Source organism: Nocardia sp. NPDC059236 (genome assembly GCF_042754085.1).
Taxonomy (GTDB): domain Bacteria; phylum Actinomycetota; class Actinomycetes; order Mycobacteriales; family Mycobacteriaceae; genus Nocardia.
Genome location: NZ_JBHZAF010000001.1, coordinates 406,897 through 431,211, shown reverse-complemented (window position 1 = coordinate 431,211; position 24,315 = coordinate 406,897). Strand labels below are relative to the sequence as shown.

Here is a 24,315-nt window from a genome sequence, read left to right as displayed (position 1 = left end):
ACCCACCCGACCATGGCCTCCATCCGCCACGAGATCGCGATCAACGCCTCGCCGCACCATGTTTGGGAGGTGATCCGCGATATCGGCGCCGTCCACGAACGCCTGCTCCCCGGGCGGGTGGCCGCCACCCGGATCGAAGGCGTCCACCGGTTCCTCACCTTCCCCGACGGTCACGTCATCCGGGAACTCATCATCAGCGTCGACGACGACACCCGTCGGCTGGCCTACTCCGTGGCCGAGGGCGCCCGCCCCCGGCTGGACTACCACCACGCCTATTTCGAAGTCCGCGCCGACGCCGACCACGCGCGCCTGATCTGGACCACCGATCTCCTCCCCGATTCCGCCGCACCCGGGGTACGGATTCGCACGCAGTACGGAATCGCCGAGATGAAGCAGGCCATCGAAGCCTCCGCCGAACCCGAGTGACACGTTCCAGGACCGCTCACCGGGCAATCCAAGATCAATTAGGGTCGCGGTGTCACAGATCGCCCGCGCCCGGTGTCTTGTGGACTGATACGGGTCGAGAGTGAGGACAGGAGCCACCCATGACCGGGACCACGGCCGCGACCGAGGCGTTCGTCGCGCATCGGAATCTGCTGTTCACCGTTGCCTACGAGATGCTCGGCTCGGCGGCCGACGCCGAGGACGTGCTGCAGGAGACCTGGCTGCGCTGGACCGGCGTCGACCTGGACACCGTGCTGGATCAGCGCGCCTATCTGGTGCGGATCACAACGCGCCAGGCGCTGGTGCGGCTGCGCACGCTGGGCCGCCGCAAGGAGTCCTATGTCGGTCAGTGGCTGCCGGAGCCGCTGCTGACCGCGCCCGATGTGGCCGAGGATGTCGAGCTGGCCGAGAGCGTTTCGATGGCCATGCTGCTGGTGCTCGAGACGCTCACGCCGACCGAGCGGGCGGTGTTCGTGCTGCGCGAGGTGTTCGACCTGCCCTACGACGAGATCGCCGAGGCCGTCGACAAGACCTCGGCCGCGGTGCGCCAGATCGCGCATCGCGCCCGCTCCCATGTCGCGTCGCGGCGTCCGCGCGAGGCGGTGTCCGCGGCCGAGACCCGCGATGTGCTCGAAGCCTTCCAACGCGCGCTCAACACAGGCGACCTGCAGGGTTTGCTCGACCTGCTGGCCCCCGACGTGGTCGCGCTGGGTGACGGCGGCGGGATCAAACAGGCGCTGCCGCGGCCGATTACGGGCGCGGATCACGTGGCGCGGCTGTTCAGCGTGGGCTGGAAGACCGTCGCCGCGGGCATGAAGATCGAGCCGGCCATGGTCAACGGTCATCCGGCGCTGGTCTTCCGGGTCGACGACGAGGTGGACACCGTCCTGGCGATCCGCATCGACAACGGTCTCATCACCGGGTTCTACTCGGTGCGCAACCCGGAGAAGCTCTCGCGCATGACGCAGGAGACCAGCCTGAGCCGGTGAATCCGGCTACCCGGCAGGGCCGTTCAGGTACGCGTCCACGGTGGCGCGGGCCAGTTCGGCCATGCGGGCGCCGTAGGACCCGTACCCGTCGCCGACGAATCCGCCGTCCGTGTCGCGCAGGTCGTGCACCGACCACGCGAAGCGGTCCGGGATCCACCCGGGCAGTGGCCGGTAGGCCGCGAGGGCCTCGGTGTCGTAGGCGAAATCCGTGCCCTGCAAGGCATTTCGCCTGCGTTGCGTCTGCCCGAACCGGTTCAGCGCGGCCAGGCCCCGATCCAGGTACAGCTGCAAGATCCGGAACTGACTGTCGAGATACTGCTCGCGCGCGACCGATTCGTTCGGATGCTGCAGCAGATACGCCAGCACCAGCGGGGTATGCCAGGCGTACATCGCCCGGTCGCTCTGCTCCTGCGCGAGCGCCTCGTACCAGGTGGGTGCGCACGGCGTGGCCGCGCCGCACGGGCAGGTCTCCGAATGCTGTTGCACGCCTTGTGATACCACGCGCCGCCGACGGTCAGCCGCGCCCGATGTAGGGCATGCCCGTCGCCATCACGGTCAGGAACGGCACGTTCACCTCGAGCGGCAGGTCGACGGTCTGGACCACCAGCCGGGCCACGTGCGCGGCGTCGATCGTCGGCTCCGGACGGACGCTCCCGTCCGCCTGCAGCGACCCCGCCGCGATCCCGGCCGTGAGTTCGGTTGCGGCATTGCCGATATCGATCTGTCCCGCGGCGATATTGTGCGCGCGCCCCTCCAGCGCCAGCGCCTTGGTGAGCCCGGTGATGCCGTGCTTGCTGGCCGCGTAGGCGACGGTATTCGGCCGCGGCGTGTGTGCGGAGATCGACCCGTTGTTGATGATCCGCCCGCCCTGCGGCGTCTGTGTCCGCATGAGCCGGAATGCGGCCTGCGCGCACAGGAACGATCCGGTCAGATTGATGTCGACGACCTGTTTCCAGTCCGCCACCGGCACCTCGTCGATCGGCAGGGTGGGCCCGAAGATCCCGGCATTGTTGATCAGCACATCCAGCCGCCCCCACCGCTGCACGATGTGCGCGAACACCGCGTCCACCGCCGCGGGATCGGTGACATCGGCCGGCACGGCCGCTACGCTGCCCGGCCCGGGTGCCGACGCGACGACCTCGTCCAGGGTGGCCGCCGTGCGCCCGACCGCCACGACCTGATGTCCGGCGGCGGTCAGCGCATGGGTCATGGTGCGGCCCAAGCCGGTCCCGGCACCGGTGACAAGAACGATCTTCGATGTGGTCACGAACGCCGAGCGTATTCGACCGGCGCGGCCACTCGGCGACACCATCGCGTCACGCAACCCGTATATGTTCCGGAGACCGGAACATTCGGCGCCCGGACTTCGTCATGTCAACCGCTGTCAGTCGGGTTTGCCCGCGGCGAGGACATTGGCCCGCAGGTGCCGCACCAGCACCATGAGCCGTTCGATCGTGGCATGTTCCGGATCGGCCACCCGCCTTCGGCAGGATTCAGGATCAGGGAGCTCTTGTTGCGGGGAAGTGGACAAAATTCCACGCTGAGAGCTCCTGATCTTGCTGTGCGCGGCGGAGATAAACAGGTCAGCGGGTGACGAGGTTGATCAGCGTCGGAGGGCGGGCGATGGTGGCGGTGATAGTGCGGCCGGCCAAGGCGGCTTGGATGGTGGCGGAGGTCAGTGCCAGCTCGCGGAGCGCTGGTTCGTCGGCGGTGGTCGAAACATGTAGGCGCTCACGTACTTTGCCGTCGATCTGCACGATGCAGGTGCAGGTGTCGGTAGCGATGAGGGACGGGTCGGCGGTCGGCCAGGAGGCGGCGGCGACGGGACCGGAGCGGCCCAGTCGTTGCCATCCGGACTCGGCCGCGGCGGGGGCGAAGCATGAGAGCATGCGGACCAGGGCGTCCGCGCCCTCGCCGATCGCGGGATCGACCGGGTTCGACGCGGAATCGATGGCGCGGCGGAGGACGGTGGTGAGGATCATCAGCTGCGCGATCGCGACATTGAAGCGCTCGGCCGCCATCAGGTCGGTGGTGCGGGCGATGATGCCGTGTACCTCGCGGCGGGTCTGCGACTCGATGGGCGGGCCGGATACCGTAGTCGCGGAGCCGATTTCGGTCACCAGTCGCGAGACGCGGGCCAGCCATTTGACCGCGGCCCGCGGTGCTACGTCGGCCCAGTCGATGTCGTCCTCGGGCGGTCCGGCGAACAGCATGGCGATGCGGACGGCGTCGGGGCCGTACCGCTCGATCTGCTCCTGCAGGTTGACCAGGTTGCCCAGGCTCTTGCTCATGGCCTTGCCGTCCATCAGGACCTGGCCCTGGGTGGTCAGGCGGGTGAACGGCTCGGTGAAGGGCAGCAGGCCCGCGTCGTACAGCGCCTTGGTCAGGAAGCGGGCGTAGAGCAGGTGGCCGGTGGCATGCTCTCTGCCGCCGATGTATTCGTCGACCGGCAGCCAGCGGTCGATGGCGGCGGGGTCGAAGGGTCCGTCGGTGTAGCCGGGATTCGGGTAGCGCAGGAAGTACCAGGACGAATCGACGAAGGTGTCCATGGTGTCGGTATCGCGACAGGCCTCGGACGAACAGCGCGGGCAGGTGACCGCGACCCAGTCCTCCGCACTGGCCAGCGGCGAGCGCCCGTCCCCGGGGCGCAGCTGATAACCGGAGTCGGGCAGCCGCACCGGCAGCTGGTCGTCGGGAACCGGGACCTCGCCGCAGGTCGCGCAGTGGATGATGGGAATCGGTGTTCCCCAATATCTTTGGCGGGAGATCAGCCAGTCGTGCAGCCGGTAGGTGACCGCGGGCCGCCCCTCGGCGTCCACGTCCTCGGACCGCCCGATCCAATTGCGTTGCATGGCCAGCACTTCCGGCGGCCACCCGGCGCTCAACTGGTCCATGTCGTCCAGCAGCCGCTGCGCATAGTCGGTGACGCGGAAGAACCACTGGGTCAACGCCTTCGAGACCACTTGCGCTCCACACCGCTCGCAGTGCCCGTGCACGACCTGCTCATTGGCCAGTACGGTCCGGTCCTCGGGGCACCAGTTCACCGCCGCGTCGGCGCGATAGGCCAGCCCGCGCTCGTACAGCCGCAGGAACAGCCACTGGTTCCAGCGGTAATACTCCGGGTCGCTGGTGTGCAGCCGCGTCTCCCAGTCGAACGAAATCCCGAGCCGCCGAAACGATTCCGCCTGCGTCTCGATATTGGCGTAGGTCCATTCCCGCGGATCCAGCCCGCGTTTGAAGGCCGCGTTCTCGGCGGGCAGCCCGAAGGAATCCCATCCGACCGGGAACAGCGTCTCGAATCCACGCATCCGCGCGAATCGCGCCATGGCATCAGCGATCGAGTAGACCTCGGCGTGCCCCATATGGAGATCGCCGGACGGATACGAGAACATGGTCACCACATACCGTCGCGGCGCGATATCGCCGTCTCCGCAGCCCATCTCGGCCCCCTGTACTCGGTTCCGCCCGGTCCGGACTCCCCGGACCGAGCAGGTCCCGTGATGGTAGTGATGACCGCGCGACGGCCGACACCGAATTTCCCCGCTGTGACGTGATCCCCGGCTGTGACACAAGTCCCCGGCTAGGGCGTGCGAGAGAACCAGCGCCGCAGGCGGCCGCCGGACGCGTCGGCGCGCGGCCGAGCCCGGACCTGTTCGAACCAGGCGGGCAGGGGTTCCCGTGCGGCCAGCCAGTTTCCGGGCAATCCGCCGGGCCGGGTTCCGGTGTGGGCCGCGACGATTCCGCCGACGATGGCGCTCGTGGTGTCGGTGTCGCCGCCGACGGACAGGCAGGTGGCGATCGCGGCCCGGTAGTCGTCCAGGTAGGTCGCCGCGGCCCACATCGTGAACGGCACCGTGTCCTGCGCCGTCACGCTGGTGCCATTGCCGACCTCCGCGGCGACCTGGCCGGCCGGAGCCCCGAGCAGCGCGTAGGCCCGGCGGATCAGGCGGGTGGTCTCACCGTCGTCGAGCCGGTCCAGGACGGTGGCGAGGAATTCCGTTGGCGCGGGCTGGGTTCCGGCGAGCCGGGCCTGTGCCGCCGTGGCGGCCGCGAGCGACACCGCGACCGCGCCGATGATGCCTTCGCGATGCGCGTGCGTCACCTGTGCCGACTGGACCGCCTCGGCGGCGGCCCGATCCGGGTCGCTCGCGTAGAACGCGCCCAGCGGCGCGACGCGCATGGCCGCCCCGTTCCCGCACGAGCCCTGCCCGCCGAAGGCCGCCGCGGTCACCTGCCGCCAGGGCACGCCCCGGCGGATGCGCCCCAGCGTGTCCACGGTCATGAACCCGTAGTCGCGGCGCTGGTCGATACGTTCGGCGAAGGCGGCCACCAGCCGATCCTGGTCGATCGCACCGTGTTCGAGCAGTTCCCCCGTCACCGTGCAGGCCATCTCGGTGTCATCGGTCCATTCCCAGCGGCCCGCCGGGAGAGCACCGGTCTGCAGGTCGGCCAGGGGCCGGCGCAGGACGAGGAACTCGGCGCCGACCGCGTCCCCCACGGACAATCCATCCAACGAATCCAGCATCAAGTCGACATGCACCGCGTCGATGCTAGCCACGGTCGCACGGCACAGCATGTCGGTGCCGACTTCTCGGCTGTGCTCCCTGCCGGACCCGCTTGTCTGTGCCCACTGCGAGACTCATCGGTATGCGATGGGCGGTGGCGGAGACGGGTGACGGCGGGGCACGGGTGTGCCCGCTGGATCGGGCCGGTCGGCCCGCGGGTCCGGTGGTCGAGGAGTCCTCGCTGGCCGAGGCCGTGCGCACGCGTCCGGAGGCCGAGCGGTGGGTGTGGCGCTCGACCGCCGGAACCTATCGGCGGCTGCTCGAGGCGGGCGTGCGGGTTGATCGCTGTTACGACGTGGAGGCGGCGGAGTCGCTGCTGATCGGGCACGAGGAGGGCCAGTCCGGGCAGGCCCGTTCGCTGGCGGCGGCCTGGGCCCGGCTGCATCGGCTCCCCGTGCCGGAGGATGCACCCGCGCGGGCCGCCGACACCCAGCCGACCCTGTTCGAATCCGGCCCGGTGCCACTGCCATCCGGGACCGACGAGCTCACCGCGCTGCTGGAGGTGTACGCGGGACAGGTCGCCCGCACGGCCGCGGCGGAATACCCGCACCGCATGCACCTGCTGCTCACTGCCGAGTCGGCGGGCCTGCTGGTGGCCACGGAGATGTCGCGGGCCGGGATCCCCTGGCGCGCGGACCTGCACCGCGAACTGCTCGATTCCATGCTCGGAGAACGCATTTCCGGTACCGCGGAACCACGGCGCATGGCGGAGCTGGCCGAGGAGGTGTCGCGGGCCTTCGGCGGGGTGCGGGTCCGCCCGGACCTACCCCAGGACATCATCCGAGCCTTCGGGCGGGCGGGAATCTCGTTGTCCTCCACCAGAAAATGGGAGCTCCGGGAGATCGACCACCCGGCGGTCGCGCCGCTGCTGGCCTACAAGTCGCTCTACCGCCTGTACACCGCGCACGGCTGGTCCTGGATCGACCAGTGGGTGCACGACGGCCGCTTCCGTCCCGAGTACCTGCCGGGCGGCACGGTGACCGGCCGCTGGACCACCAATGGCGGTGGCGCACTCCAGATCCCGAGGGTGGTGCGCCGCGCGATACGCGCCGACCCGGGCTGGCGGCTGGTGGTCGCCGACGCCGATCAGATGGAGCCGCGTGTGCTCGCCGCCATCTCCCGCGATCCCGGCTTGATGGAGGTGGCGGGCCGGGGTGAGGATCTCTACGCCGACCTCGCGGCCCGCGCGTTCGGCGGCGACCGCGCCCAGGCCAAGGTCGCGATGCTGGGCGCGATCTACGGCCAGACCTCGGGCGACGCACTCACCCACATGGCCGAGCTGCGCCGCCGCTATCCGGACGCGGTGGCCTATGTCGACGACGCGGCGGCCGCCGGGGAGGAGGGCCGCCTGGTGCGCACCTGGTTCGGCCGCACCTGCCCGCCCGCGACGTCATTCGACCAGGCTGACACCGAGGATGGGGCCGCCACCGGGTACGGCTCCACCCCGAGGGCCCGGGCTCGCGGTCGCTTCACCAGGAACTTCGTCGTGCAGGGCAGCGCCGCCGACTGGACCCTGCTGGTGCTGGCGGGCCTGCGCCATGCGATGCACACCGCGGGACTGCGCGCCGAGCTGGTCTTCTTCCAGCATGACGAGGTCATCGTGCACTGCCCGGAGGAAGAGGCGGCCGCGGTCGCCGAGGCGATCACCGCGGCCGCGGACACCGCCGGAGAGCTGGCATTCGGCCCGACGCCGGTCCGCTTCCCCTTCACGACCGCGATTGTCGAGTGCTACGCGGACGCGAAGTAGGAAATCCCCGGCAGCGCTGCGGGTTTCGCCCCTACGGCGTGCGCAGCGCGGACAGCCCTGCGGCCAGCAGCGGCTCGACCGCCTCGCCCATGTGCTCGAAGCCGGGTCCCACGGTCTGGCCGTGAATGTGACGGAAGTGGATGCCCTCGCTGATCACGGCCAGCTTGAACGACGCCAGCGCGATATAGAACCCGATCTCGGACACATCGCGGCCCGTACCCGTCGAATAGCGTTCCAGCACTTCGGATTCGACCGGATAGCCGGGCGCGAGCGCGACATCGCTGACCCCGGGCATGACGCTGTCGCTCATCCGCTGATAGACCAGCAGCAGGCCGATATCGGTGAGCGGATCGCCGAGTGTGGCCATCTCCCAGTCGATCACGGCCGCGACCCGGTCCTCGGCGTCGACGAGCACATTGTCGAGCCGGTAGTCGCCGTGCACGATGCCCGTTGCCGATTGCGCGGGCAGGTTCTTCGCCAGCAGATCGTGCAGTTCGACCGCGGCGGGCAGCTCCCGGCTGTAGGAGGCGTCGAGCTGCTTCTTCCAGCGCCGCACCTGCCGCTCCAGGAATCCGTCCGGCCGCCCGAAGTCCGCCAGCCCGACCGCGCCCGGGTCGACGGTGTGCAGGGCGGCCAGGGTGTCGATGAGGCCGGTGGCGATGACCCGGGTCCGGTCGGCGCCGAGCGGCGCCAGTTCGGCCGCGGTCCGGTAGGGCGTGCCGACGATCCGTTCCATGACATAGAAAGGCGCACCGATGATGTCGTCGTCCTGGCACAGTGCGTAGGTCGCGGGCACCGGCACGCCGGTGTCCGCGAGCGCGGTGATCACCCGGTACTCGCGGGCCATGTCGTGCGCGGTGGCGAGCACATGCCCCAGCGGCGGCCGCCGCAGGATCCACGCCGACTCGCCGTCACTGATCTCATAGGTGAGATTGGACTTCCCGCCCGCGATCAACCGGCCGCGCAGCGGACCGGTCACCAGGCCCGGCCGAGTGTCGGCCAGCCACACCGCGAGTCGCTCGAGATCGAGGCCGGGCAGTTCGTCGGGCCGCTGATCGTCGCTCATGTGTCTCCCCGATGCTCAGTGGCCGTCGCCGCTGTCCAGCAGCCGCGCCTGATAGTGCCGCATGCCCGACAGCCAGCGGTCGTAGTCCGCGCCTTTGCGACGGTACATGTCGAGCACCTCCGGGTGGGGCAGGATGAGGAACCGCTCGTCCTCCAGCGCGGCCATGACCAGCTCGGCCACCGCATCGGGGGTCAGCACCGCACCGGCCGAGGTGACCGCCCGTGTCGCGGCCACGCCGATGGCGTCCCCGGAGTTCTCCCCCGCCCGCAGCAGCGGGGTCTCCACGCCCATCGGGCACAGGCAGCTGACCCGGACGCCCTGGTCGCCGTAGGTGACCGACAGCCATTCGGCGAACCCCACGGCCGCATGCTTGGTGACCGCGTATGCGGCCGAACCGATCTGGGTCAGCAGGCCCGCCGCCGACGCCGTGCTGACGAAGTAGCCCTCGCCGCGTTCCACCCAGCCGGGGACCAGCAGTCGCGCCGCGCGGATGTGGGCATTGAGGTTGACGTCGAGGGTGGTCTCCCAGTCCTTCTCGTCCCCGAGCCCGACCGGCCCGATCACGCCGGCATTGGCGAAATACAGGTCAACCGGCCCGAATTCGGCCTCGGCGCGGGCGATGAGCTCCTCGATGCGGGCAGTGTCGGAGACATCGGCCCCGACCGCCACGGCCGCGCCCGGGAACTCCGCGTTCAGCGCCGCCGCGACCGCCGCGGCGGCCTCGCCGTTCAGGTCGGCGACGACGACCCGCGCCCCGGCCCGCACCAGCCGAGCGGCGATGGCCCCGCCGATGCCGCCACCGCCTCCGGTGACAATGGCGTTCCTACCCGCGACCTGCACGTGTGCTCCCTACGGTCCGTGCCGGCACCCGACCCGGGTGGATCGGAGGCGCCGGCTGATGGAATATGAAACCTACGTCGGATTCAAGTTCATGACCCGTCCGGCGTCAACCGGCCCGGCGGCGAGAGGTGAACAACCGATGCGGACAGCACATCTGGTGGACGAGTGGAAACGGCTGGGCAGCGCTCAGGTGACGGCCAATGGCATCGAGCTGCGGGTGGTCGAGCACGGCGCGGGGGCGCCGGTGGTGTTCTGCCACGGGTTCCCGGAGCTCGGATTCTCGTGGCGGCATCAGGTTTTCGCGCTGGCCGAGGCCGGGTTCCGGACGCTCACCCCGGACATGCGCGGCTACGGCGGCAGCTCGCGGCCCGAGCGGGTCGAGGAGTACGACATGCTCACGGTATGCGGGGATCTGGCCGGGCTGCTCGACGCCTATGGGCTGGAGGACGCCATCTTCGTCGGCCACGACTGGGGCGCGTCGGTGGTGTGGCACATGGCCCGGGAGTATCCGGAGCGGGTGCGGGCCGTGGCGGGGCTGAGCGTCCCCGCGACCCCGCGGTCGTCCGGGCCGCCGCTGTCGATCATGCGCGCGCGGCTGGGTGCGGACTTCTACATGGTGTGGTTCCAGGAACCCGGGGTCGCCGACGCGGTGCTGGCCGCGGACCCGCGGCGCACGCTGCTGCAGGACGACATCATGAGCGCCGCCACGTTCCTGGACACCAGCACACCCGAGCCGTCACTGCCGGAGTGGCTCAGCGAACCCGAATTCGAGTACTACGTCGAGACTTTCACCGCCACCGGGTTCACCGGCGGGCTCAACTACTACCGAAATCTGGACCGCACCTGGGAGCGGACGGCGCATCTGGAGGGCGTGAAGATCGCCCAGCCGTCGCTGTTCATCGCCGGATCCACCGATCCGGTCATCCGGTTCACCCCCATGCAGAAAATGTCGGCGCTGCTCAGCGACCTGCGCGGCACAATCGTCCTCGAGGGCGCGGGGCACTGGATTCAGCAGGAACGGCCCGCCGAGGTCAATGCCGCGCTGATCGACTTCGCGCGCGGGCTCGGCTGAGCGCTACTCGGGCTGCAACTGCAGCGCGTTCACCCACAGCTGGGTCAGCGTCGTCACCAGCTTCTCGAACGGAATCCGTTGCTTCTGAACGTAAACCATGTACGCCATGCGGCTCACCATGGCCGAGAGCGCGTGCGCGGTGATCATCGGATCCAGGTCGGCGCTGGCCTGCCCGGACTCCTGCAGCCCGCGGATCATCCGGGCATTGCGCTGCGCGAACGCCTTGCCGCGCTCGACGCGCAGGCGGCGGAAGTTCTCGTCGATGTGGGCGACCTGCTCGAACAGTGCCATCAGGCGGGCATTGCGCTTGTAGGACAGCAGGTAGTCGCGATTGGCGGCCTCGATGAGCGCGCGGGTGCCGGTGATCCCGCTGCGCTCGCGCACGTGCGGGTGCAGCATCTCCTCCGAGACCTGTTCGACCAGGGCCGCGAAGATCTCGTCCTTGCTGTCGAAGTAGGTGTAGAAGGAGCCCGACGCCATGCCGGCGGTCTTGGAGATGTCGGCGATCTTGGCGTCGAGGTAGCCGTCGCGTTCGAAGACCTCGCGCGCGGCGGCGATGAGGGCGCTGCGCGTGCGCTGACCGCGCCGGGTGGGCGGGGCGGTACGGCGGGATTCGCCCTCGCCTGTCATCGATTCGGACGCCAACGCTGATCACTACCTGTCGTTTCGCGGACAACTTTCCAGGCGGACACCGTATCAACCGGCACGGCCCCGACGGCGGGTGACCGGTTACCGCGAGTGTGCGGCGATGCGCCGGTCGATGACCGGCAGCGCGAACTCGGCCCAGCGAATGTTCTCCTGCTCGAAGGCGATTCCGCGCAGCAGGCTCAGGTACGGGCCGATGCGGTCGGCCTCGGCGAGATAGGCCTGCTCGCTGCGCCCGTCCAGCAGGCGGCCGCGCAGTCGTTCGTAGCGGGCCAGTTTCGCCTTCGACCACTCCAGTTTCTCGGCGACGGCCGCCCGCACCGCGGGGGCGTCCTCGGCCTCCATGGCCTGGACCTTCACCATCATCTCGTCGCGAATAGCCGTCGGTTTGGAGGGCTCGGCGGTGAACGCGTGCAGCGCCGCCCGCCCGGCCGGGGTGATGGAGTGCAGGCGCTTGTTGGGGCGGCGCTCCTGCTCGACGACGCGGGTCTCGATGAGACCCTCGGCGGCCATGCGCTCGAGCTCCTTGTAAAGCTGCTGCGGGGTGGCCAGCCAGAAGTTGGCGACCGAGGCGTCGAAGCCCTTGGCCAGGTCGTAGCCCGATGCCTCTCCCTCCAGCAGGGTGGCCAGAACCGCGTTGCGTAGCGCCATCCGCCCAGGCTACCACCATCGGCGATTATTCAATTTCTTGTCTAGTTTCCCGTAGACGCTTCAATTGATGGCCGCTACGATGTGAATCACATACTCAATTAATTGACTATCGGAGGTGGGCATGCACGACTATGACGCCATCGTCATCGGCGCGGGCAATGCCGGACTGACCGCCGCGGCCACGCTGCAGCGCGCGGGGGCGCGGACGCTGCTGGTGGAGCGGCACAATGTGGCCGGCGGCTGCGGAACCTCGTTCCGGCGCGGGCGATTCGAGTTCGAGGTGGCGCTGCATCAGCTCTCCGGGGTGGGTGTGGAAGGACAGCCGATCTCCTTGCGCGAGGGGTTGTTCCAGCAGCTGGGGATCGCGGATCGGCTGGAGTTCGTGCAGGAGCACGATCTGTACCGGGCGGTGGTGCCCGGCCGGCTGGATGTGACGATTCCGGCCGACTGGGATGCGGCGATCGACGTCCTCGACGCCGAGTTCCCGGGCAGCCGGGATCGGGTGGCGCGGTTCTTCGAGCTGATCAAGCAGGTGACGTTCTGGCAGATCGCGGCCATGCGCGGGATGCCCGCCGAGCAGATCGATCCGGTGCTGTTCCGGTACGGGCTGCGGCCGCTGCAGCAGGTGCTCGACGAATACTTCGACGATGACCGGATCAAGGTCGCGCTCGCCATGTACTGGACCTATCTCGGCCAGCCGCCGTCCAAGCTGCGGTTCCAGGATCTGGCGCTGACGCTGTTCGCCTACTTCGAGTTCAAACCGTGGCATGTGCGCGGCGGGTCGCAGGCCATGTCGGCGGCGATACTCGACTCGTTCCTGCAGGCGGGCGGGCAGGTGCGGTTCAATACCGGGGTCGAGGCGATTCTCACCGCGGGCGGGCGGGTGCTCGGGGTGCGGCTCGAGGGCGGGGCCGAGGTGACCGCGCCCGAGGTGGTGTCGAATGCCTCGCTGCCCACCACCTACGCCATGCTGGACGGGATCGAGGTGCCGGCGGCGGTGCGAAACGATCTGGCCACCAGGCGGATCGGGGTGTCCGGGTTCGTGCTGCACATGGGCCTGGACGCGACGCCCGCGGAGCTGGGCTTCACCACCAGCACGACGTTCGTCAACCGGGACACCGACGACGACCGCACCTACCAGGCGTGGAAGTCGTTCGAGCCGGCCCGCGGAATCTGCGTCAGCTCCTACGATGTCGCGCCCATCGGGTTCGCACCGGCGGGGACCACCCATGTCAGCCTGATGACGTTGCAGTACGCCGACATCTGGAAGAACGTGGCGCCGGCGGAGTACGCGCGCACCAAGTTCGCCTTCGCCGAGACGCTGCTGGATCTGTGCGAGGCGGTGACGCCGGGCATCCGCGACGCCATCGAAGAGGTCGATGTGGCAACGCCTTTGACCATGATGCGGTATCTGGGGCATCCGGGCGGGTCCATCTACGGCTACGACCAGGACGCCACCGAGGGCTGGCTGTTCCGCAACAGCGAACGCGAAACCCATGTCCCCGGACTGCATGTCGCCGGGTCCTGGTCCGGCATGGGCGGATTCCAACCCACACTCGAGGCCGGGGCCCGCGTCGCGCGCCGCCTGCTGCGCACCCAGGCCGCCTGAACGGAGCACATCGTGAAACGACACCCCCTCGCCACCCGATTCGACGGCGCGGCAAGCATTCTCGACGAGATCGAGGCCCGCCTGCCCGAAACCCGCGACCACAGCGCGGAAGCCCGCGCCACCGTGGACGCCCATCACCCCAGGCGGCTGCTGCTGCGGGTGGACGCCGTGCTCGAAGAAACCGTGTCCGCCAAGACATTCCGGCTGCGCGGCCTCGACGGCGCGGCCCTGCCGCCATTTCTGGCGGGCCAGTACGTGAACGTCTTCTTCGACGGCACCAGCCGGCCGTTCGCCATTTCCTCCAGCCCCACGGAGCTCGGCTTCTACGACCTGACGGTGCGGCGGGTGCCGGGCGGCCGGATCAGCAATCTCCTCCTCGACACCGTCGAGGCGGGCCAGGTGCTCACCACCACCGGGCCGATGGGGACCTTCCACCACAATCCACTCTTCCACGGTGACCGCGTGGTGTTCCTGGCGGGCGGTTCGGGCGTCGCACCGGCCATGAGCATGATCCGCGAGCTCACCGACCGCGGGCCGGTGCGCGAATTCCATCTGATCTACGGATCGCGGGACGCCGCCGACATCCTCTTCCGCGCGGAACTCGACACCTTTGCCACCCAGCCCGGCATCACCGTCGATCACGTCATCGCCGACCCCTCCCCCGACTGGACGGGCCGCACCGGATTCCTGTCCGCCGACACCATTTCCGACCTGACCGGCGCCCTCGGCAACCGCATGGTCTACGTCTGCGGCCCCCAGGCTCTCTACCCCTACGCGCTCGAGCAGCTGACCGCCCTGGGCCACCCCCGCAAGCGAATCCGCTTCGAAGCCAACGGCGCTCCCACCGACCCGACCGCCCAGCCGCACTGGCCCACCACCGCCGACCCCGCCAAGGAGGTCACGGTCACCGTCCGCGACACCACCTTCCGCACCCCACGCACCCGCCCTCTCCTCGACGCCCTCGAAGACAACGGCATCCGCCCCGAAGCCGCCTGCCGCTCCGGCGAATGCAGCCTCTGCCGCATCCGCGTCCTGAAGGGCGAAGTCCACACCGCCGCCGAAGCCAAACTCCGCCTCTCCGACCCCGCCACCGGCTACACCCACTCCTGCGTCGCCTACCCCCTCACCGACGTCGAACTCGACCTCTGACTTTTCCCCACCAGCTCGGTCCGGGCCACGCGCAACAGCGCGAACCGGGCCGAGAGCCTCGTCCCCGGAACAGGTTCACACTCACGGAATCCTTCCCGGCGGGTGCCGAGGTGACCGAGGGCCGTGGGGCGCCGCCTCGGCCACGGCCTGCGACCTGTGCACCTGGTCGCGGCGGTTCGGCGCGGGCGGTGGAGACTGAGGCGGTGGAGGATGCCGGGCTGGTGGTTGTGGTGGACGCGGCCAATGTGGTGGGTTCGCGGCCGGACGGGTGGTGGCGGGATCGGGCCGGGGCGGCGCGGCGGTTGCTCGGGGAGCTGGGTCCGCTGCGGGAGCGGCTGCCCGGGGTGACGGACGTGGTCGTGGTGCTCGAAGGGGCCGCCAAGGCCGCTGCCGGCAGCGCGGGGGCCGAACTGCGGGTGGTACTCGCGGACGGTTCCGGGGACGACGCCGTTGTCGAGGTGGTCGCGGCCGAGGCCGGAAAGGCCGGGGCCCGGGCGGGTTCGGTGCTCGTGGTGACGGCCGATCGTGGTTTGCGGGCTCGGGTCGAGGCGCTCGGAGCGACGACGGCCGGGCCCAGCTGGCTCCGGAACGCCTTGGCCTAACCGGAATAACGACTCCCGCCACAGGGCAACCCGTCCCGGCGGACCCGGGGACCCTACCCTGACCGCACCCTGAGGGCACATCCCCCGCGGGTGGGATTTCCGGGCGGGGGTTTTTCGGTAGCTTCGGAACAGTGCAGCCGCCGTTGATCGTTCGCCTGCGCGGCGCATGCCTGGTGGTGGGCGTGCTCTGCGCGTTCCTGCTGGGGTGGAATTTCGCGTCCGCGCCCGACGCCCGGGCCGATGGCGCGGCGAGCGGGGGTGATCTGACGGTGGCGCAATCGCTGGGGGCACGCGAGCTCACGGTGGTGATCCGGCGGGCCGAGCCGGGACCGCTGCGCGTCGAGGTGGTGAGCCATGCGGGCTCGGCGGCCGGGGCGCTGACGGTCAGCGCCGCGCCGGTCGATCAGGGTGGCGAGACCTCCTCGGGCACGGTCGAACTCGCGGATCGACCGGGGCTGTATGCCACGACGCTGCAGGTGGATCATGCCGGGCCGTGGGAGCTGTCGGTCTCGGACGGCGAACGGACCGCCCGGATTCCGTTCCTGGTCGCCGCGCGCGTGGTGACGCCGTGGGAGCGGGCAGCTTACGGTGGCTTCTTCGCGGCGGGTGTGCTGCTACTGGTCGCGCTGGGCACCGCCCTCCTCTCGAAAAGAGGCTGGCCGACACTGATTCCGGTGGGCGCGCTCATCGCCGCGCTGACCGTCGGGACCACGGGGGCGGTGCTGTCCTCGAGTGCGCCGCAGCCGCGGCCGGCGGGCAGCCTGCTCGATCCCACGTCCGGCAATATCGGCAATCCGTTCCCCGAACGCGATCTGCCGCTGACCACGAATTATTCACGACCGCCGGTGAATCTGACCGTGCGTGCGCAGCCTGCGGCGGCCGGGCAACCGACGGAAGTCCAGCTGTCGCTGACCGATTCGGCGACGGGGCGGCCCGTGGACGATCTGCTGGTCACCGATGACGCGCTGCTGCATCTCATGGTGGTCGGGCCGTCCGGGACGTTCTGGCATCGCCATCCGATCCGCACCGCGCCCGGGGAGTACCGGGTCAGCCTGGGGCTCGGGGAGTCCGGCGATTACGCGGTCGCGGCGGAGATCGCCCGGCGCGGCGGGGGTGTGCAGTTGCTGCGGTCCGCGCTGCACGCCGGCGGTCGATCCGGTTCCGGCGCGGTCGATCCCGCACCGAGCGGGACAACTCTGACGACCACCGAGGCGATCGCGGGCGAACCCGTCACCCTCACCGCGGCCTACGGCGGTGCCGCGGATCTACAGCCCTGGCTGGGGATGATCGGCCATCTCATCGCGGTCGGCCCGCTGCCGGACGGCGTGCCCGCCGGGACGTCCGCGGCGACGGCGCCGATCTGGGCGCATGCGCACGCCATGGCCCCGATGCCGGCCGTCGGCGCCCAGCCGCCGGACGAGACCGTCGCCGCCTACGACCCGAACGTGGCCTTCACCTTCACTTTTCCGCTGCCCGGCCGATACCTGGTGTGGGCGCAGGCCGAGCGCGGCTATTCCGTCATGACCATTCCGACCACGGTCGACGTCCGAGCGGGGGTTCCGCAATGACCAGGCGCACAGGACTGATCGCGGCGATCGTCGTGCTGGTGGCCGCGCTGCTGACCTGGTGGCTGTGGCCGTCCGGCAGCGCGAAACCGGTGCCGCGCAGTGCCGCCGGGCCCTACCAGGTGCAGCTCAACGTCTCCGGTGGATCGCCGCACACCGGCGACAACACCGTCGACCTCGACATCACCGACCAGCACGGCACCGCCGCCACCCCGGACCGCGTCTCGGTGGAGCCCGCCATGCCGCAGATGGGCCACGCGCTCCCGCCGAGCACCGCCGCGGTCGTCACGCCCGGGCACTACCGGGCGACCGTGACGCTGCCCATGCCGGGGCAGTGGGAGATCGCCGTGAAACTGTCCGGCGCACCGGGATCCGGCAGCGCCACCTTCTCCGTCCAGGCCAACTGAATCGAAGGAAAGAGGATCAGGAGCAGACCATGGACCTCACCGCCAACGGTCGCGGGCTCACCGCCGAGGCGACCGCACCGATCACCATCCGCCCCTGGCTGCCCGCGGCCATCCTGTTCGCGGCCAGCATGACCTTCGCCGTCGGATCGACCTGGGACATCCAGTGGCACTCGGATGTCGGGCCCGACACCTTCTTCACGCTGCCGCACCTGTTCATCTACGCCAGTGCGGCGATCGCCGGATTCACCGGTCTCACGGTCATTCTCGTCACCTCGGCTGCGGGCCGGGCGGGGCGGCGGGTGGACGGTGAGCTGGGCGGGCCCGGCATCAGCGTGTTCGGGCGGACGTTCACCGCGCCGCTCGGGTACATGGTGGCGGCGCTGGGCGCAGCGTCGTTCCTGCTGTACGGACTGTGGGATCTGTGGTGGCACAGCCTCTACGGATTCGACGCGATCATCGACTCGCCGCCGCACATCGGGCTGTTCCTGTCCAGCACGGTGATCTCGGTGGGCACGGTGATCGTGTTCGGGGCGGCGCGGGCCCATCGGTGGGGGCGGATCGGCGCGCTGTTCGCGCTGGCGCACCTGGCGACATCGAGCACCGTCACCGCGCTGGCGGTGCAGCGGCTCAGCACCGGGACCGTGCGATGGACGGTCGCGGTCACCGCGTTCATGGTGATTCTGCTGATGGTCTTGGGTGCGGGATTCCAGCGGTGGGGCGCGACCGTCACCGCCGTGTTCTCCTCGGCGATCCAGGGCGTGTTCTGGTGGTTCGCTCCGTGGGCGGCCCATGCCTACGCCGATTTCGTGGGATTGCCCATGCGCGAACACATCCGGGGTATTCCGGCGACCCCGGCGCTCATTCCGTTCTGCCTGATCCCGGTGGGCATCGTGATCGATCTGCTGCTGCGACGCACCGACAGCCCGGCGCGCCTGCTGCCCGCGCTGGCCGGTGGGCTCGGCGGGGCGATCATCGGCGGGTTCAATCCCGTGCAGCAGGTGATCATCTACGACGCCCGCCTCTCGCACGCCTCCGTCATCATCGCCACCACGGTCGCGGCCGCGCTGCTGGGTGCGCTCGGCGGCTACCTGGGCTGGCGCTTCGGCGACATGCTGCGGCTGTCCGCCCCGTCCGAGAAGGTCAGCGCATGATCAACCGTCTGCTCGCCACCGCCGCAACGATTCTCGCGATTCTCGGGCTGACCGCCGGCACCGCCGCGACGGCGTCGGCGTATCAGCCCGTCAATATCGTGCACACCGAGCACGTGCAGGCCGGGCCCTACTCGCTGACCGTGGGGTTCAGCGAATGGCCTTTGCGCGCAATGCAATCGCTGGACTTCACCTTCATCCCCGACGGCGGCATCGAGGACAAGACCGGCACGCTCACCGAGTACCAGCCCAACGGCAAGGTGCGCCGCGCCGAACCGCTGTCGCGGCACCCGCGCAAGCGCGACGTCTGGGGCCTGGACGTGCGCTCCCTGGATGAGCAGGGCGCGTGGACCTTCCACTTCGTCATCGACGGCCCCCAGGGCCGCGGTGAAGGCGATCTGGCGAACCTCCCGGTTCTCCAGCAGCCCGGTCCCCCACTGGGTGTGAGCTGGGCCGTCAGCACGATTCCGCTGATCGGCCTGATCGCCTTCCTCGCCTACGCCTGGCGCCGCAGCCGCCGCCCGGTCACAGCCCCACAGCCCGTCTGACGGTCAGTCGGTGGCCCCGGCGAACATGCCCGGCTCGTAGGACCCACCCTGCTGATGCAGGATGACACCGAGCCGGTTGGCGGCGTTGATCATGGCCACCAGCGCCACCAGGGCCGCGGTCTGGTTGTCGTCGTAGTGCTTCCGAACCTGCGCCCAGGTCTCGTCGGAGACCCCGAGGTGGGCATCCGCCAGCCTGGTGCCCTCCTCGGCGAAGGCCAGCGCCGCCTGTTCCGCCTCGCTGAACACCGACGCCTCACGCCAGGTCGCCACCAGATTGATCCGAACCGGCGGCTCCCCCGCGGCCGCCAGCTCCTTGGTGTGCGCATCGGTACAAAAGCCACACCCATTGATCTGACTGGCCCGCAAGCTCACCAGCTCCTGGGTCGTTTTCGGCACCTCCGACTGCGTGATCACCAGACTGGCATTCGCAAACCGCTTGGCGAACTTCGCACCGACCTCATTCGCGAACATATCGAGCCGAGCACTCATAGCGTCCATCTCCTTCATCGTCAGTGGGACGACCATGAGGTGCCGGCCACCCCGGATTTGTGACATCGCCCCGCTATGACACAGGCCACATGTCCCAGCTGCGGCCGACGACCGGCTCGGGCCATGGCACGTAGTGACCTATGGCTTGGGCAGAGGCGATGACGACATCGTCCACAGCGGATTGACCGGCATGCTCGACAGACTGGACCTCACCCACGACTGATCGCCTCCAGCACTCGGACACACGCGGTTCCGGAAACTCCTCGCCCGCAGAAACACCCGATGCCGCGACAGGCAAAATATATTGCAGTGCAGCGCATTCGGATGCACTCCTGCGCTTCTGGAATGCGGCTGGGTGGGCGGCAATTCCGCCCACCCAGTCTCGAGAATCAATCTAGTGGGGCCAGCACGCGGGAGCGGTGCTGTCCATCCAACAGTTCGAGCTTCCAGTGGGCACGAGCAGTGGGCCGAACATCCCTAACGCCAACGAGATGAAATACATGGTTTCGGACCTTTCGAAATATGAATAGAACCGGCACAGTAGTTCGCCTTCGCGTCGGTGTGCAGCCCCGACTCCCAGGGGCACTTTCAGTGGTGGATCACCTCACCGAGCCGCGGCAGGACGAGTCGCTTCCAGCTGCGCTCCATGGCGTTGCGCACCATCTTCTGTCGGCGGTCTTCGATGTCGAAACCTGTCTGCGTCAGCAGAAGTCGTGTGCCACGCCCCTGCGGCTGCAGCGTCCAGTCGACGATCCATCGAGCGGGGTACTCGGCCTGCCGATATATCCAGCTGTAGGTCAACTGCTCGCACGGCCGGGCCGCCAGCACCTCGCAGATGATCTCGTTGGGCGATGAGTCCGGGATGGTGAATCGGAAGTGGGTTCCAGCCGAGGCGGCGAACCCGGTCGGTCGAAGCAGCCACCGCTCCAGCAGATCCGGCTCCGTCAACGCGCGCCATACCGCGTCCGGTGGCTGTCGAAAGAAGCTGCCGAGCTCGACTGCGGCGGGATTCAACTGTGGATCAGCAATCACCGGCTCACCACCGCGACGACGGGCGAGAAGGCCCCCAGGCTGCTCAATTCGCCTGGCCTTCCTTGTATTTCGCTTCCATTTCCGCGGCGAGCTGCGGCTTCTCGGCCTCCATCCTCTGGACGTAGGCAACGGCGTCGCCGACGGTTCTCAGGCTCGCAAGATCCTCGTCGGGGACCTTCACGCTGTACTTGTCCTCCAGCTGTACAGCGATCTCCACCAGTGACAACGAGTCGATGTCCAGGTCGTCGACGAAAGACTTCTCGATCGCGACCTCGGCGGCCTCGATACCCGTCACCTCCTCGACGATCTCCGCGATGCCGGCGACGATTTCTTCCTGCGTGGTAGCCACGAAACACTCTCCTCGGTGTGACGACATATGCGTAGTACTCCACTCGTCCTCCACGACCGCTTCGGTTTCCGCTGTCGGGGTCGGACGGGAGTGCCCAGTACGCTAAAAGCTCCAGTGGGGTGGAGGTTCAACAGGTTGTGACGGACAACACACAATCCGGTGCGCTGGTGAGCATCGGGGAGTTGGCGCGCAGCACCGGGCTTCCGGTGCGAACGATCCGGTTCTACTGCGACGAAGGCATTCTGGAATCCCAGCGCAGCGCAGGCGGGCATCGGATGTTCGACTCCGACAGCGCCACCGAACGACTGCTGCTGGTGCGGCGGTTGCGCGCGCTCGGTCTCGGGCTGGACTCGATCACCGGCGTGCTGCGGGAAGAGCGGTCGATGGCAGAGGCCATCGCTGCCGAAAGTGCCCGGCTCGATATCGAATTCAGGGCGCTGGCATGGCGACGGGCGTCACTGCGGGCCATGGAGACGGTTGCCCCGGTGCAGCGGGCCGAGCGACTCGCGTTGCTGGCCGCCGCGCAGGACGGGGGTGCGGTGCACGAATGCCTCGTACGATTCTGGCGGCGCATTCTCGCACCGATACCGCGGTGCGACAGCGATACGTGGGTGTGCTGGAATGTCCCGGAGCCACCTGCTGATCCGTCCGTCGACGAGGTTGTCGCGTATGCCGAATTGGCCGCTCTCGTGGCCGACCCCGACATGAACAGTGCTGTGCGACAGCAGTACTGGCGGAATCGACCGGAGCTGATCCGGGACCCTCGAGCGCTGTACATCAACATGGGCAACGTAATAGTGGACGTGGTGCCACTCGTAGCGGAAGGCGTTCGGCCGCACTCCGGCACCGAACTCGACCGATTCGTCAACGCCCATGCCGAGGCACGAGGGGAACGTGATTCCCCGCGCTTCCGCGAGCAGTTGCTGATCGACGCAACCGATTCCGACCACCGGATTCACCGTTACTGGGCTCTGACAGAACGGTTCTTCGGACCTCGCGTCACTATCGGACGAGCCCACGACTGGCTGTACAACGCGCTGGCTCACTCCACCGACCTCGCCGATGCACAGACACCCAACCAGCGTTCACTCCCATGAATCCACCACGCTGATCCACATCACCGACGCCATGCGTCATACCTGGCTGCCCACTCTCATATCGCTGACGCGCCGATCGAACCGGCCGACGCGGGCCCTCGAAAGATCCCACGGTGATTGCCGCGGTGCTCGGGGCGGTCGTAGGGTCCTGGGTGCCCCTGGGGTGCCGGGTGTGGCTACGGAAGGTCAACGGGCAGACGTCATCTCGGGCGGCTGACCGACCGCTGGCCGTGCGCGGGAATGCCAGTGCAGGTTCTCCAGCTGTTGCCGTGCGGACCAGGTCGGAAGGTGTGGACTACCGCCAGTGGTGGTCGCCGAGCGCCGCTGCTTCCGACCCACCGTCGGCGAAGATGACCTGACCGGCTACGAAACGGTTTTCCTCACCGGCAAGCCAGCAGATGAGCTCGGCAACCCATTCCGGACGGCCCGGGAACCCGCCGAAGGGTTGTGGCGCAGCGGTTTCGACTGCCTTGCGCACGTTGTCATCGGCGAAGATCCATGCTGCGGCCGGAGTGTCGACGACACCCGAGGCAACGGCATTGAGCGCTATGCCAACTCCGGCCCACTCGGCGCTCGGAGCGACATTGCGCACCCAGCGGTTCAAGGCACGCTTGGCAACTCCGTAACCAGCGGTCGCGCCACCGGCAGCCGGATTGTTGGCCAGATATGCGACGGCAGCAGCCTCGTCGCCGTCGAGGCATGCCTGCATGATGCGTTCGTCCGCAGGTGCCAGCGACGATGTCGACGACACAGCCACCGCTCGCGGCGCGGGACTTTGCGCCAGCAACGGACGAAGGCCCTCCAACGTCGCGACAGCGCCGAAGTAATTCGTTTCCAGCATGCCGGTCCTGCCGCCGCCCGCGATCGCCAGCACCGCGTCGATCGGCCCGAGCTCACTCACCTGGTCGACGAGTGAGCGACGACCTCGAGGCGTGGACAGATCAGCTTGGACCTCAGCGTCTTCGAGATCGCATCCGATGACCCTGGCACCGCGTTCACGGAGCAGCGCAGCAGTCGCCGCGCCGATTCCCGATGCCGAACCGGTAACCACATAGGTACGTCCGGCGGTCCCTGCCTGCGATGTCATCGCGCCCCTTCTCATCACCCGACCGGCACCATGCACTCACACCTCGTCGATGCCGGAACAACCCCAACACCCTACGTAGGCGTCGCCACGGTGCGCATCCAGAGAAGCCCGAGACGCCCGCGCGCAGTCCGTCGGGGATCTCTTTGGCCAGCAGCGTAATTGCCCGACCTCTCACGGGTCACGGCCTATTCGCGGGTTACGCACCGCCGCGTCTCGGCCTCCGCCGGAGCACTGCCGTGTGGCCATTGCTAGCCGATATCGGCGACGACGAACATCGGTGTCTGGTCGTCGGCCTCTGCCACCAGGGTTCCGTAGGTGTCCCACAGGGCGGCGCGGCCGCACCCGGTGACCGGGCCCGCCGGCCCCACCTGGTTGGCAAGGACCACGTAAACGTTCGCACGGTCTGCGATGCCTGGATATATCGACGCACGTTCGGCAATGCCGCGACCGGTGCCGTACAGAGCGCTGGCCAGATGGACGTCACAGCCATCGTCGGCGATTCGGCCGACCAAGTCGGCGAAATGGTTGTCGAAGCAGGTGGCAAGCGAGAAACGTAAACCCTGGAGTTCGAAGCGGCCGTCTTTGTCCGCGGAGGTGAAGAACTGCTGCTCTTCCTCAAACAAATGCTGTTTGTGATAAGTGGTGAGCAGATCGCCGGCGGCGCTGTAGACGTAAGTGGCGATCACGGGACGGTGACCGTCGAGGGCGGGGGCAGCGCAGTTCACAACGGTCGCTATCCCGGTGGTGCGCAGCGGATCCAGGCGAGGGTCATCGGCGCGGAGCCACAAGCTCTCATCGGCTGCAGTGACTGCCAATTCGTATCCGGTCACCGCCAGCTCCGGAAACACGATCAGCTCGGCTGAGTCTGCGCCTGCCTGTTCAGCGAGCCTGACCATTTGTCCGATATTGGCCCGGACATCGGTAGGTGCGCAAGTGAACTGTGCCGCCGCAACTCTCATGCGCCGCAGACTACGCCGCACAATGTGAACGCAGTGACCTACGCGGTCGATGCCTTCCTCGATCGGGTGTGCCAGCCAGCGGCAGCAGCGCATACACGTGCTGGACGGCGGTGTCTCGAGGTTCACGCCAGAAGCACACCGTGGCAAGGGCTGAACCGCCAGCGGCACTCCACAAAACCCGCTCGATACCCACCGGCTGCACGCGAATTCCTCGACACCGCAGGCCGGCGCCTGAGCCCCCGCCAAATGACCATC

The 24,315-nt window shown here is 68.6% G+C and carries 25 protein-coding genes; 12 read left to right on the top strand and 13 right to left on the bottom strand.

Annotated features, from left to right (window positions below; genetic code table 11):
* The first annotated feature begins 12 nt into the window (after positions 1 to 12).
* Both ACFXIV_RS02190 and ACFXIV_RS02185 read left to right on the top strand, forming a co-directional pair.
* Entirely contained in the window at positions 13 to 426 is a 414-nt protein-coding gene (locus ACFXIV_RS02190; RefSeq protein WP_379395229.1) for an SRPBCC family protein, read from the top strand.
* A 119-nt stretch (positions 427 to 545) separates the two neighbouring features.
* Positions 546 to 1,433, top strand: coding sequence for an RNA polymerase sigma-70 factor (locus ACFXIV_RS02185; RefSeq protein WP_379395231.1), 888 nt, complete (start codon positions 546 to 548; stop codon positions 1,431 to 1,433).
* 6 nt (positions 1,434 to 1,439) lie between these two features.
* Here ACFXIV_RS02185 and ACFXIV_RS02180 read toward each other — a convergent pair whose 3' ends face one another.
* The 4 genes from ACFXIV_RS02180 to ACFXIV_RS02165 form a co-directional block, all read right to left on the bottom strand.
* On the bottom strand, positions 1,440 to 1,919 hold the full coding sequence (locus ACFXIV_RS02180) for a DUF5946 family protein (protein WP_379395233.1): 480 nt from the start codon (positions 1,917 to 1,919) through the stop codon (positions 1,440 to 1,442).
* Positions 1,920 to 1,947: 28 nt separating this feature from the next.
* Entirely contained in the window at positions 1,948 to 2,745 is a 798-nt protein-coding gene (locus ACFXIV_RS02175; protein WP_379421201.1) for an SDR family oxidoreductase, read from the bottom strand.
* 271 nt (positions 2,746 to 3,016) lie between these two features.
* A complete protein-coding gene (locus ACFXIV_RS02170) occupies positions 3,017 to 4,873 on the bottom strand; it encodes a class I tRNA ligase family protein (protein WP_379395237.1) in 1,857 nt (618 codons plus the stop codon).
* Positions 4,874 to 5,013: 140 nt separating this feature from the next.
* Entirely contained in the window at positions 5,014 to 5,991 is a 978-nt protein-coding gene (locus ACFXIV_RS02165; RefSeq protein WP_379395239.1) for an ADP-ribosylglycohydrolase family protein, read from the bottom strand.
* A gap of 89 nt (positions 5,992 to 6,080) precedes the next feature.
* On the opposite strand from ACFXIV_RS02165, the gene ACFXIV_RS02160 reads away from it, so the two are divergent.
* A complete protein-coding gene (locus ACFXIV_RS02160; protein ID WP_379395241.1) occupies positions 6,081 to 7,745 on the top strand; it encodes a bifunctional 3'-5' exonuclease/DNA polymerase in 1,665 nt (554 codons plus the stop codon).
* Between the two features lie 31 nt (positions 7,746 to 7,776).
* Here ACFXIV_RS02160 and ACFXIV_RS02155 read toward each other — a convergent pair whose 3' ends face one another.
* Both ACFXIV_RS02155 and ACFXIV_RS02150 read right to left on the bottom strand, forming a co-directional pair.
* Complete coding sequence (locus tag ACFXIV_RS02155) at positions 7,777 to 8,811, bottom strand: phosphotransferase family protein (RefSeq protein ID WP_379395243.1); 1,035 nt, start codon at positions 8,809 to 8,811, stop codon at positions 7,777 to 7,779.
* Positions 8,812 to 8,826: 15 nt separating this feature from the next.
* The gene (locus ACFXIV_RS02150) at positions 8,827 to 9,651 is read right to left on the bottom strand and encodes an SDR family oxidoreductase (RefSeq protein ID WP_379395245.1); all 825 of its coding nucleotides are present in this window, start codon (positions 9,649 to 9,651) and stop codon (positions 8,827 to 8,829) included.
* 139 nt (positions 9,652 to 9,790) lie between these two features.
* On the opposite strand from ACFXIV_RS02150, the gene ACFXIV_RS02145 reads away from it, so the two are divergent.
* Positions 9,791 to 10,723 (top strand): alpha/beta fold hydrolase, encoded by a 933-nt coding sequence (locus tag ACFXIV_RS02145; protein WP_379395247.1) that lies wholly within the window; start codon positions 9,791 to 9,793, stop codon positions 10,721 to 10,723.
* A 3-nt stretch (positions 10,724 to 10,726) separates the two neighbouring features.
* On the opposite strand, the gene ACFXIV_RS02140 is transcribed toward ACFXIV_RS02145, so the two are convergent.
* Positions 10,727 to 11,353 carry a TetR/AcrR family transcriptional regulator gene (locus tag ACFXIV_RS02140; RefSeq protein ID WP_379395249.1) on the bottom strand — a complete coding sequence of 209 codons (627 nt, stop codon included), beginning with the start codon at positions 11,351 to 11,353 and terminating at the stop codon, positions 10,727 to 10,729.
* A 99-nt stretch (positions 11,354 to 11,452) separates the two neighbouring features.
* On the bottom strand, positions 11,453 to 12,019 hold the full coding sequence (locus tag ACFXIV_RS02135) for a PadR family transcriptional regulator (protein WP_379395251.1): 567 nt from the start codon (positions 12,017 to 12,019) through the stop codon (positions 11,453 to 11,455).
* Positions 12,020 to 12,140: 121 nt separating this feature from the next.
* Between ACFXIV_RS02135 and ACFXIV_RS02130 the strand changes: the two genes are divergently transcribed.
* The 7 genes from ACFXIV_RS02130 to ACFXIV_RS02100 all read left to right on the top strand — a co-directional run bounded on the left by ACFXIV_RS02130 (position 12,141) and on the right by ACFXIV_RS02100 (position 19,047).
* Positions 12,141 to 13,628: a phytoene desaturase family protein gene (locus ACFXIV_RS02130; protein ID WP_379395253.1), complete on the top strand. Its 1,488-nt coding sequence runs from the start codon at positions 12,141 to 12,143 to the stop codon at positions 13,626 to 13,628.
* 12 nt (positions 13,629 to 13,640) lie between these two features.
* The gene (locus tag ACFXIV_RS02125) at positions 13,641 to 14,777 is read left to right on the top strand and encodes a 2Fe-2S iron-sulfur cluster-binding protein (protein WP_379395255.1); all 1,137 of its coding nucleotides are present in this window, start codon (positions 13,641 to 13,643) and stop codon (positions 14,775 to 14,777) included.
* 203 nt (positions 14,778 to 14,980) lie between these two features.
* Entirely contained in the window at positions 14,981 to 15,379 is a 399-nt protein-coding gene (locus tag ACFXIV_RS02120) for a hypothetical protein (protein WP_379421200.1), read from the top strand.
* 131 nt (positions 15,380 to 15,510) lie between these two features.
* Complete coding sequence (locus ACFXIV_RS02115; RefSeq protein ID WP_379395259.1) at positions 15,511 to 16,947, top strand: hypothetical protein; 1,437 nt, start codon at positions 15,511 to 15,513, stop codon at positions 16,945 to 16,947.
* Complete coding sequence (locus tag ACFXIV_RS02110) at positions 16,944 to 17,351, top strand: FixH family protein (RefSeq protein ID WP_379395261.1); 408 nt, start codon at positions 16,944 to 16,946, stop codon at positions 17,349 to 17,351. The genes ACFXIV_RS02115 and ACFXIV_RS02110 overlap by 4 nt, the downstream gene beginning before the upstream one ends.
* A gap of 29 nt (positions 17,352 to 17,380) precedes the next feature.
* Positions 17,381 to 18,502: a hypothetical protein gene (locus tag ACFXIV_RS02105; RefSeq protein ID WP_379395263.1), complete on the top strand. Its 1,122-nt coding sequence runs from the start codon at positions 17,381 to 17,383 to the stop codon at positions 18,500 to 18,502.
* Positions 18,499 to 19,047 carry a hypothetical protein gene (locus ACFXIV_RS02100; RefSeq protein WP_379395265.1) on the top strand — a complete coding sequence of 183 codons (549 nt, stop codon included), beginning with the start codon at positions 18,499 to 18,501 and terminating at the stop codon, positions 19,045 to 19,047. The genes ACFXIV_RS02105 and ACFXIV_RS02100 overlap by 4 nt, the downstream gene beginning before the upstream one ends.
* A gap of 3 nt (positions 19,048 to 19,050) precedes the next feature.
* On the opposite strand, the gene ACFXIV_RS02095 is transcribed toward ACFXIV_RS02100, so the two are convergent.
* From ACFXIV_RS02095 to acpM, 3 genes are all read right to left on the bottom strand, one after another.
* Positions 19,051 to 19,536, bottom strand: a complete 486-nt coding sequence (locus ACFXIV_RS02095) for a carboxymuconolactone decarboxylase family protein (RefSeq protein WP_379385545.1) — start codon at positions 19,534 to 19,536, stop codon at positions 19,051 to 19,053.
* A 588-nt stretch (positions 19,537 to 20,124) separates the two neighbouring features.
* Positions 20,125 to 20,568 (bottom strand): SRPBCC domain-containing protein, encoded by a 444-nt coding sequence (locus tag ACFXIV_RS02090; RefSeq protein ID WP_379395267.1) that lies wholly within the window; start codon positions 20,566 to 20,568, stop codon positions 20,125 to 20,127.
* A gap of 43 nt (positions 20,569 to 20,611) precedes the next feature.
* On the bottom strand, positions 20,612 to 20,917 hold the full coding sequence (acpM, locus tag ACFXIV_RS02085; RefSeq protein ID WP_379395269.1) for a meromycolate extension acyl carrier protein AcpM: 306 nt from the start codon (positions 20,915 to 20,917) through the stop codon (positions 20,612 to 20,614).
* Between the two features lie 137 nt (positions 20,918 to 21,054).
* Here acpM and ACFXIV_RS02080 point away from each other — a divergent pair, with 137 nt between their 5' ends.
* Entirely contained in the window at positions 21,055 to 22,014 is a 960-nt protein-coding gene (locus ACFXIV_RS02080; RefSeq protein WP_379395271.1) for a MerR family transcriptional regulator, read from the top strand.
* A gap of 295 nt (positions 22,015 to 22,309) precedes the next feature.
* Here ACFXIV_RS02080 and ACFXIV_RS02075 read toward each other — a convergent pair whose 3' ends face one another.
* Together ACFXIV_RS02075 and ACFXIV_RS02070 are read right to left on the bottom strand one after the other, a co-directional pair.
* A complete protein-coding gene (locus ACFXIV_RS02075; RefSeq protein ID WP_379395710.1) occupies positions 22,310 to 23,065 on the bottom strand; it encodes an SDR family oxidoreductase in 756 nt (251 codons plus the stop codon).
* Between the two features lie 284 nt (positions 23,066 to 23,349).
* Positions 23,350 to 24,060, bottom strand: a complete 711-nt coding sequence (locus tag ACFXIV_RS02070; protein WP_379421199.1) for a carbon-nitrogen hydrolase family protein — start codon at positions 24,058 to 24,060, stop codon at positions 23,350 to 23,352.
* Positions 24,061 to 24,315: the final 255 nt, after the last annotated feature.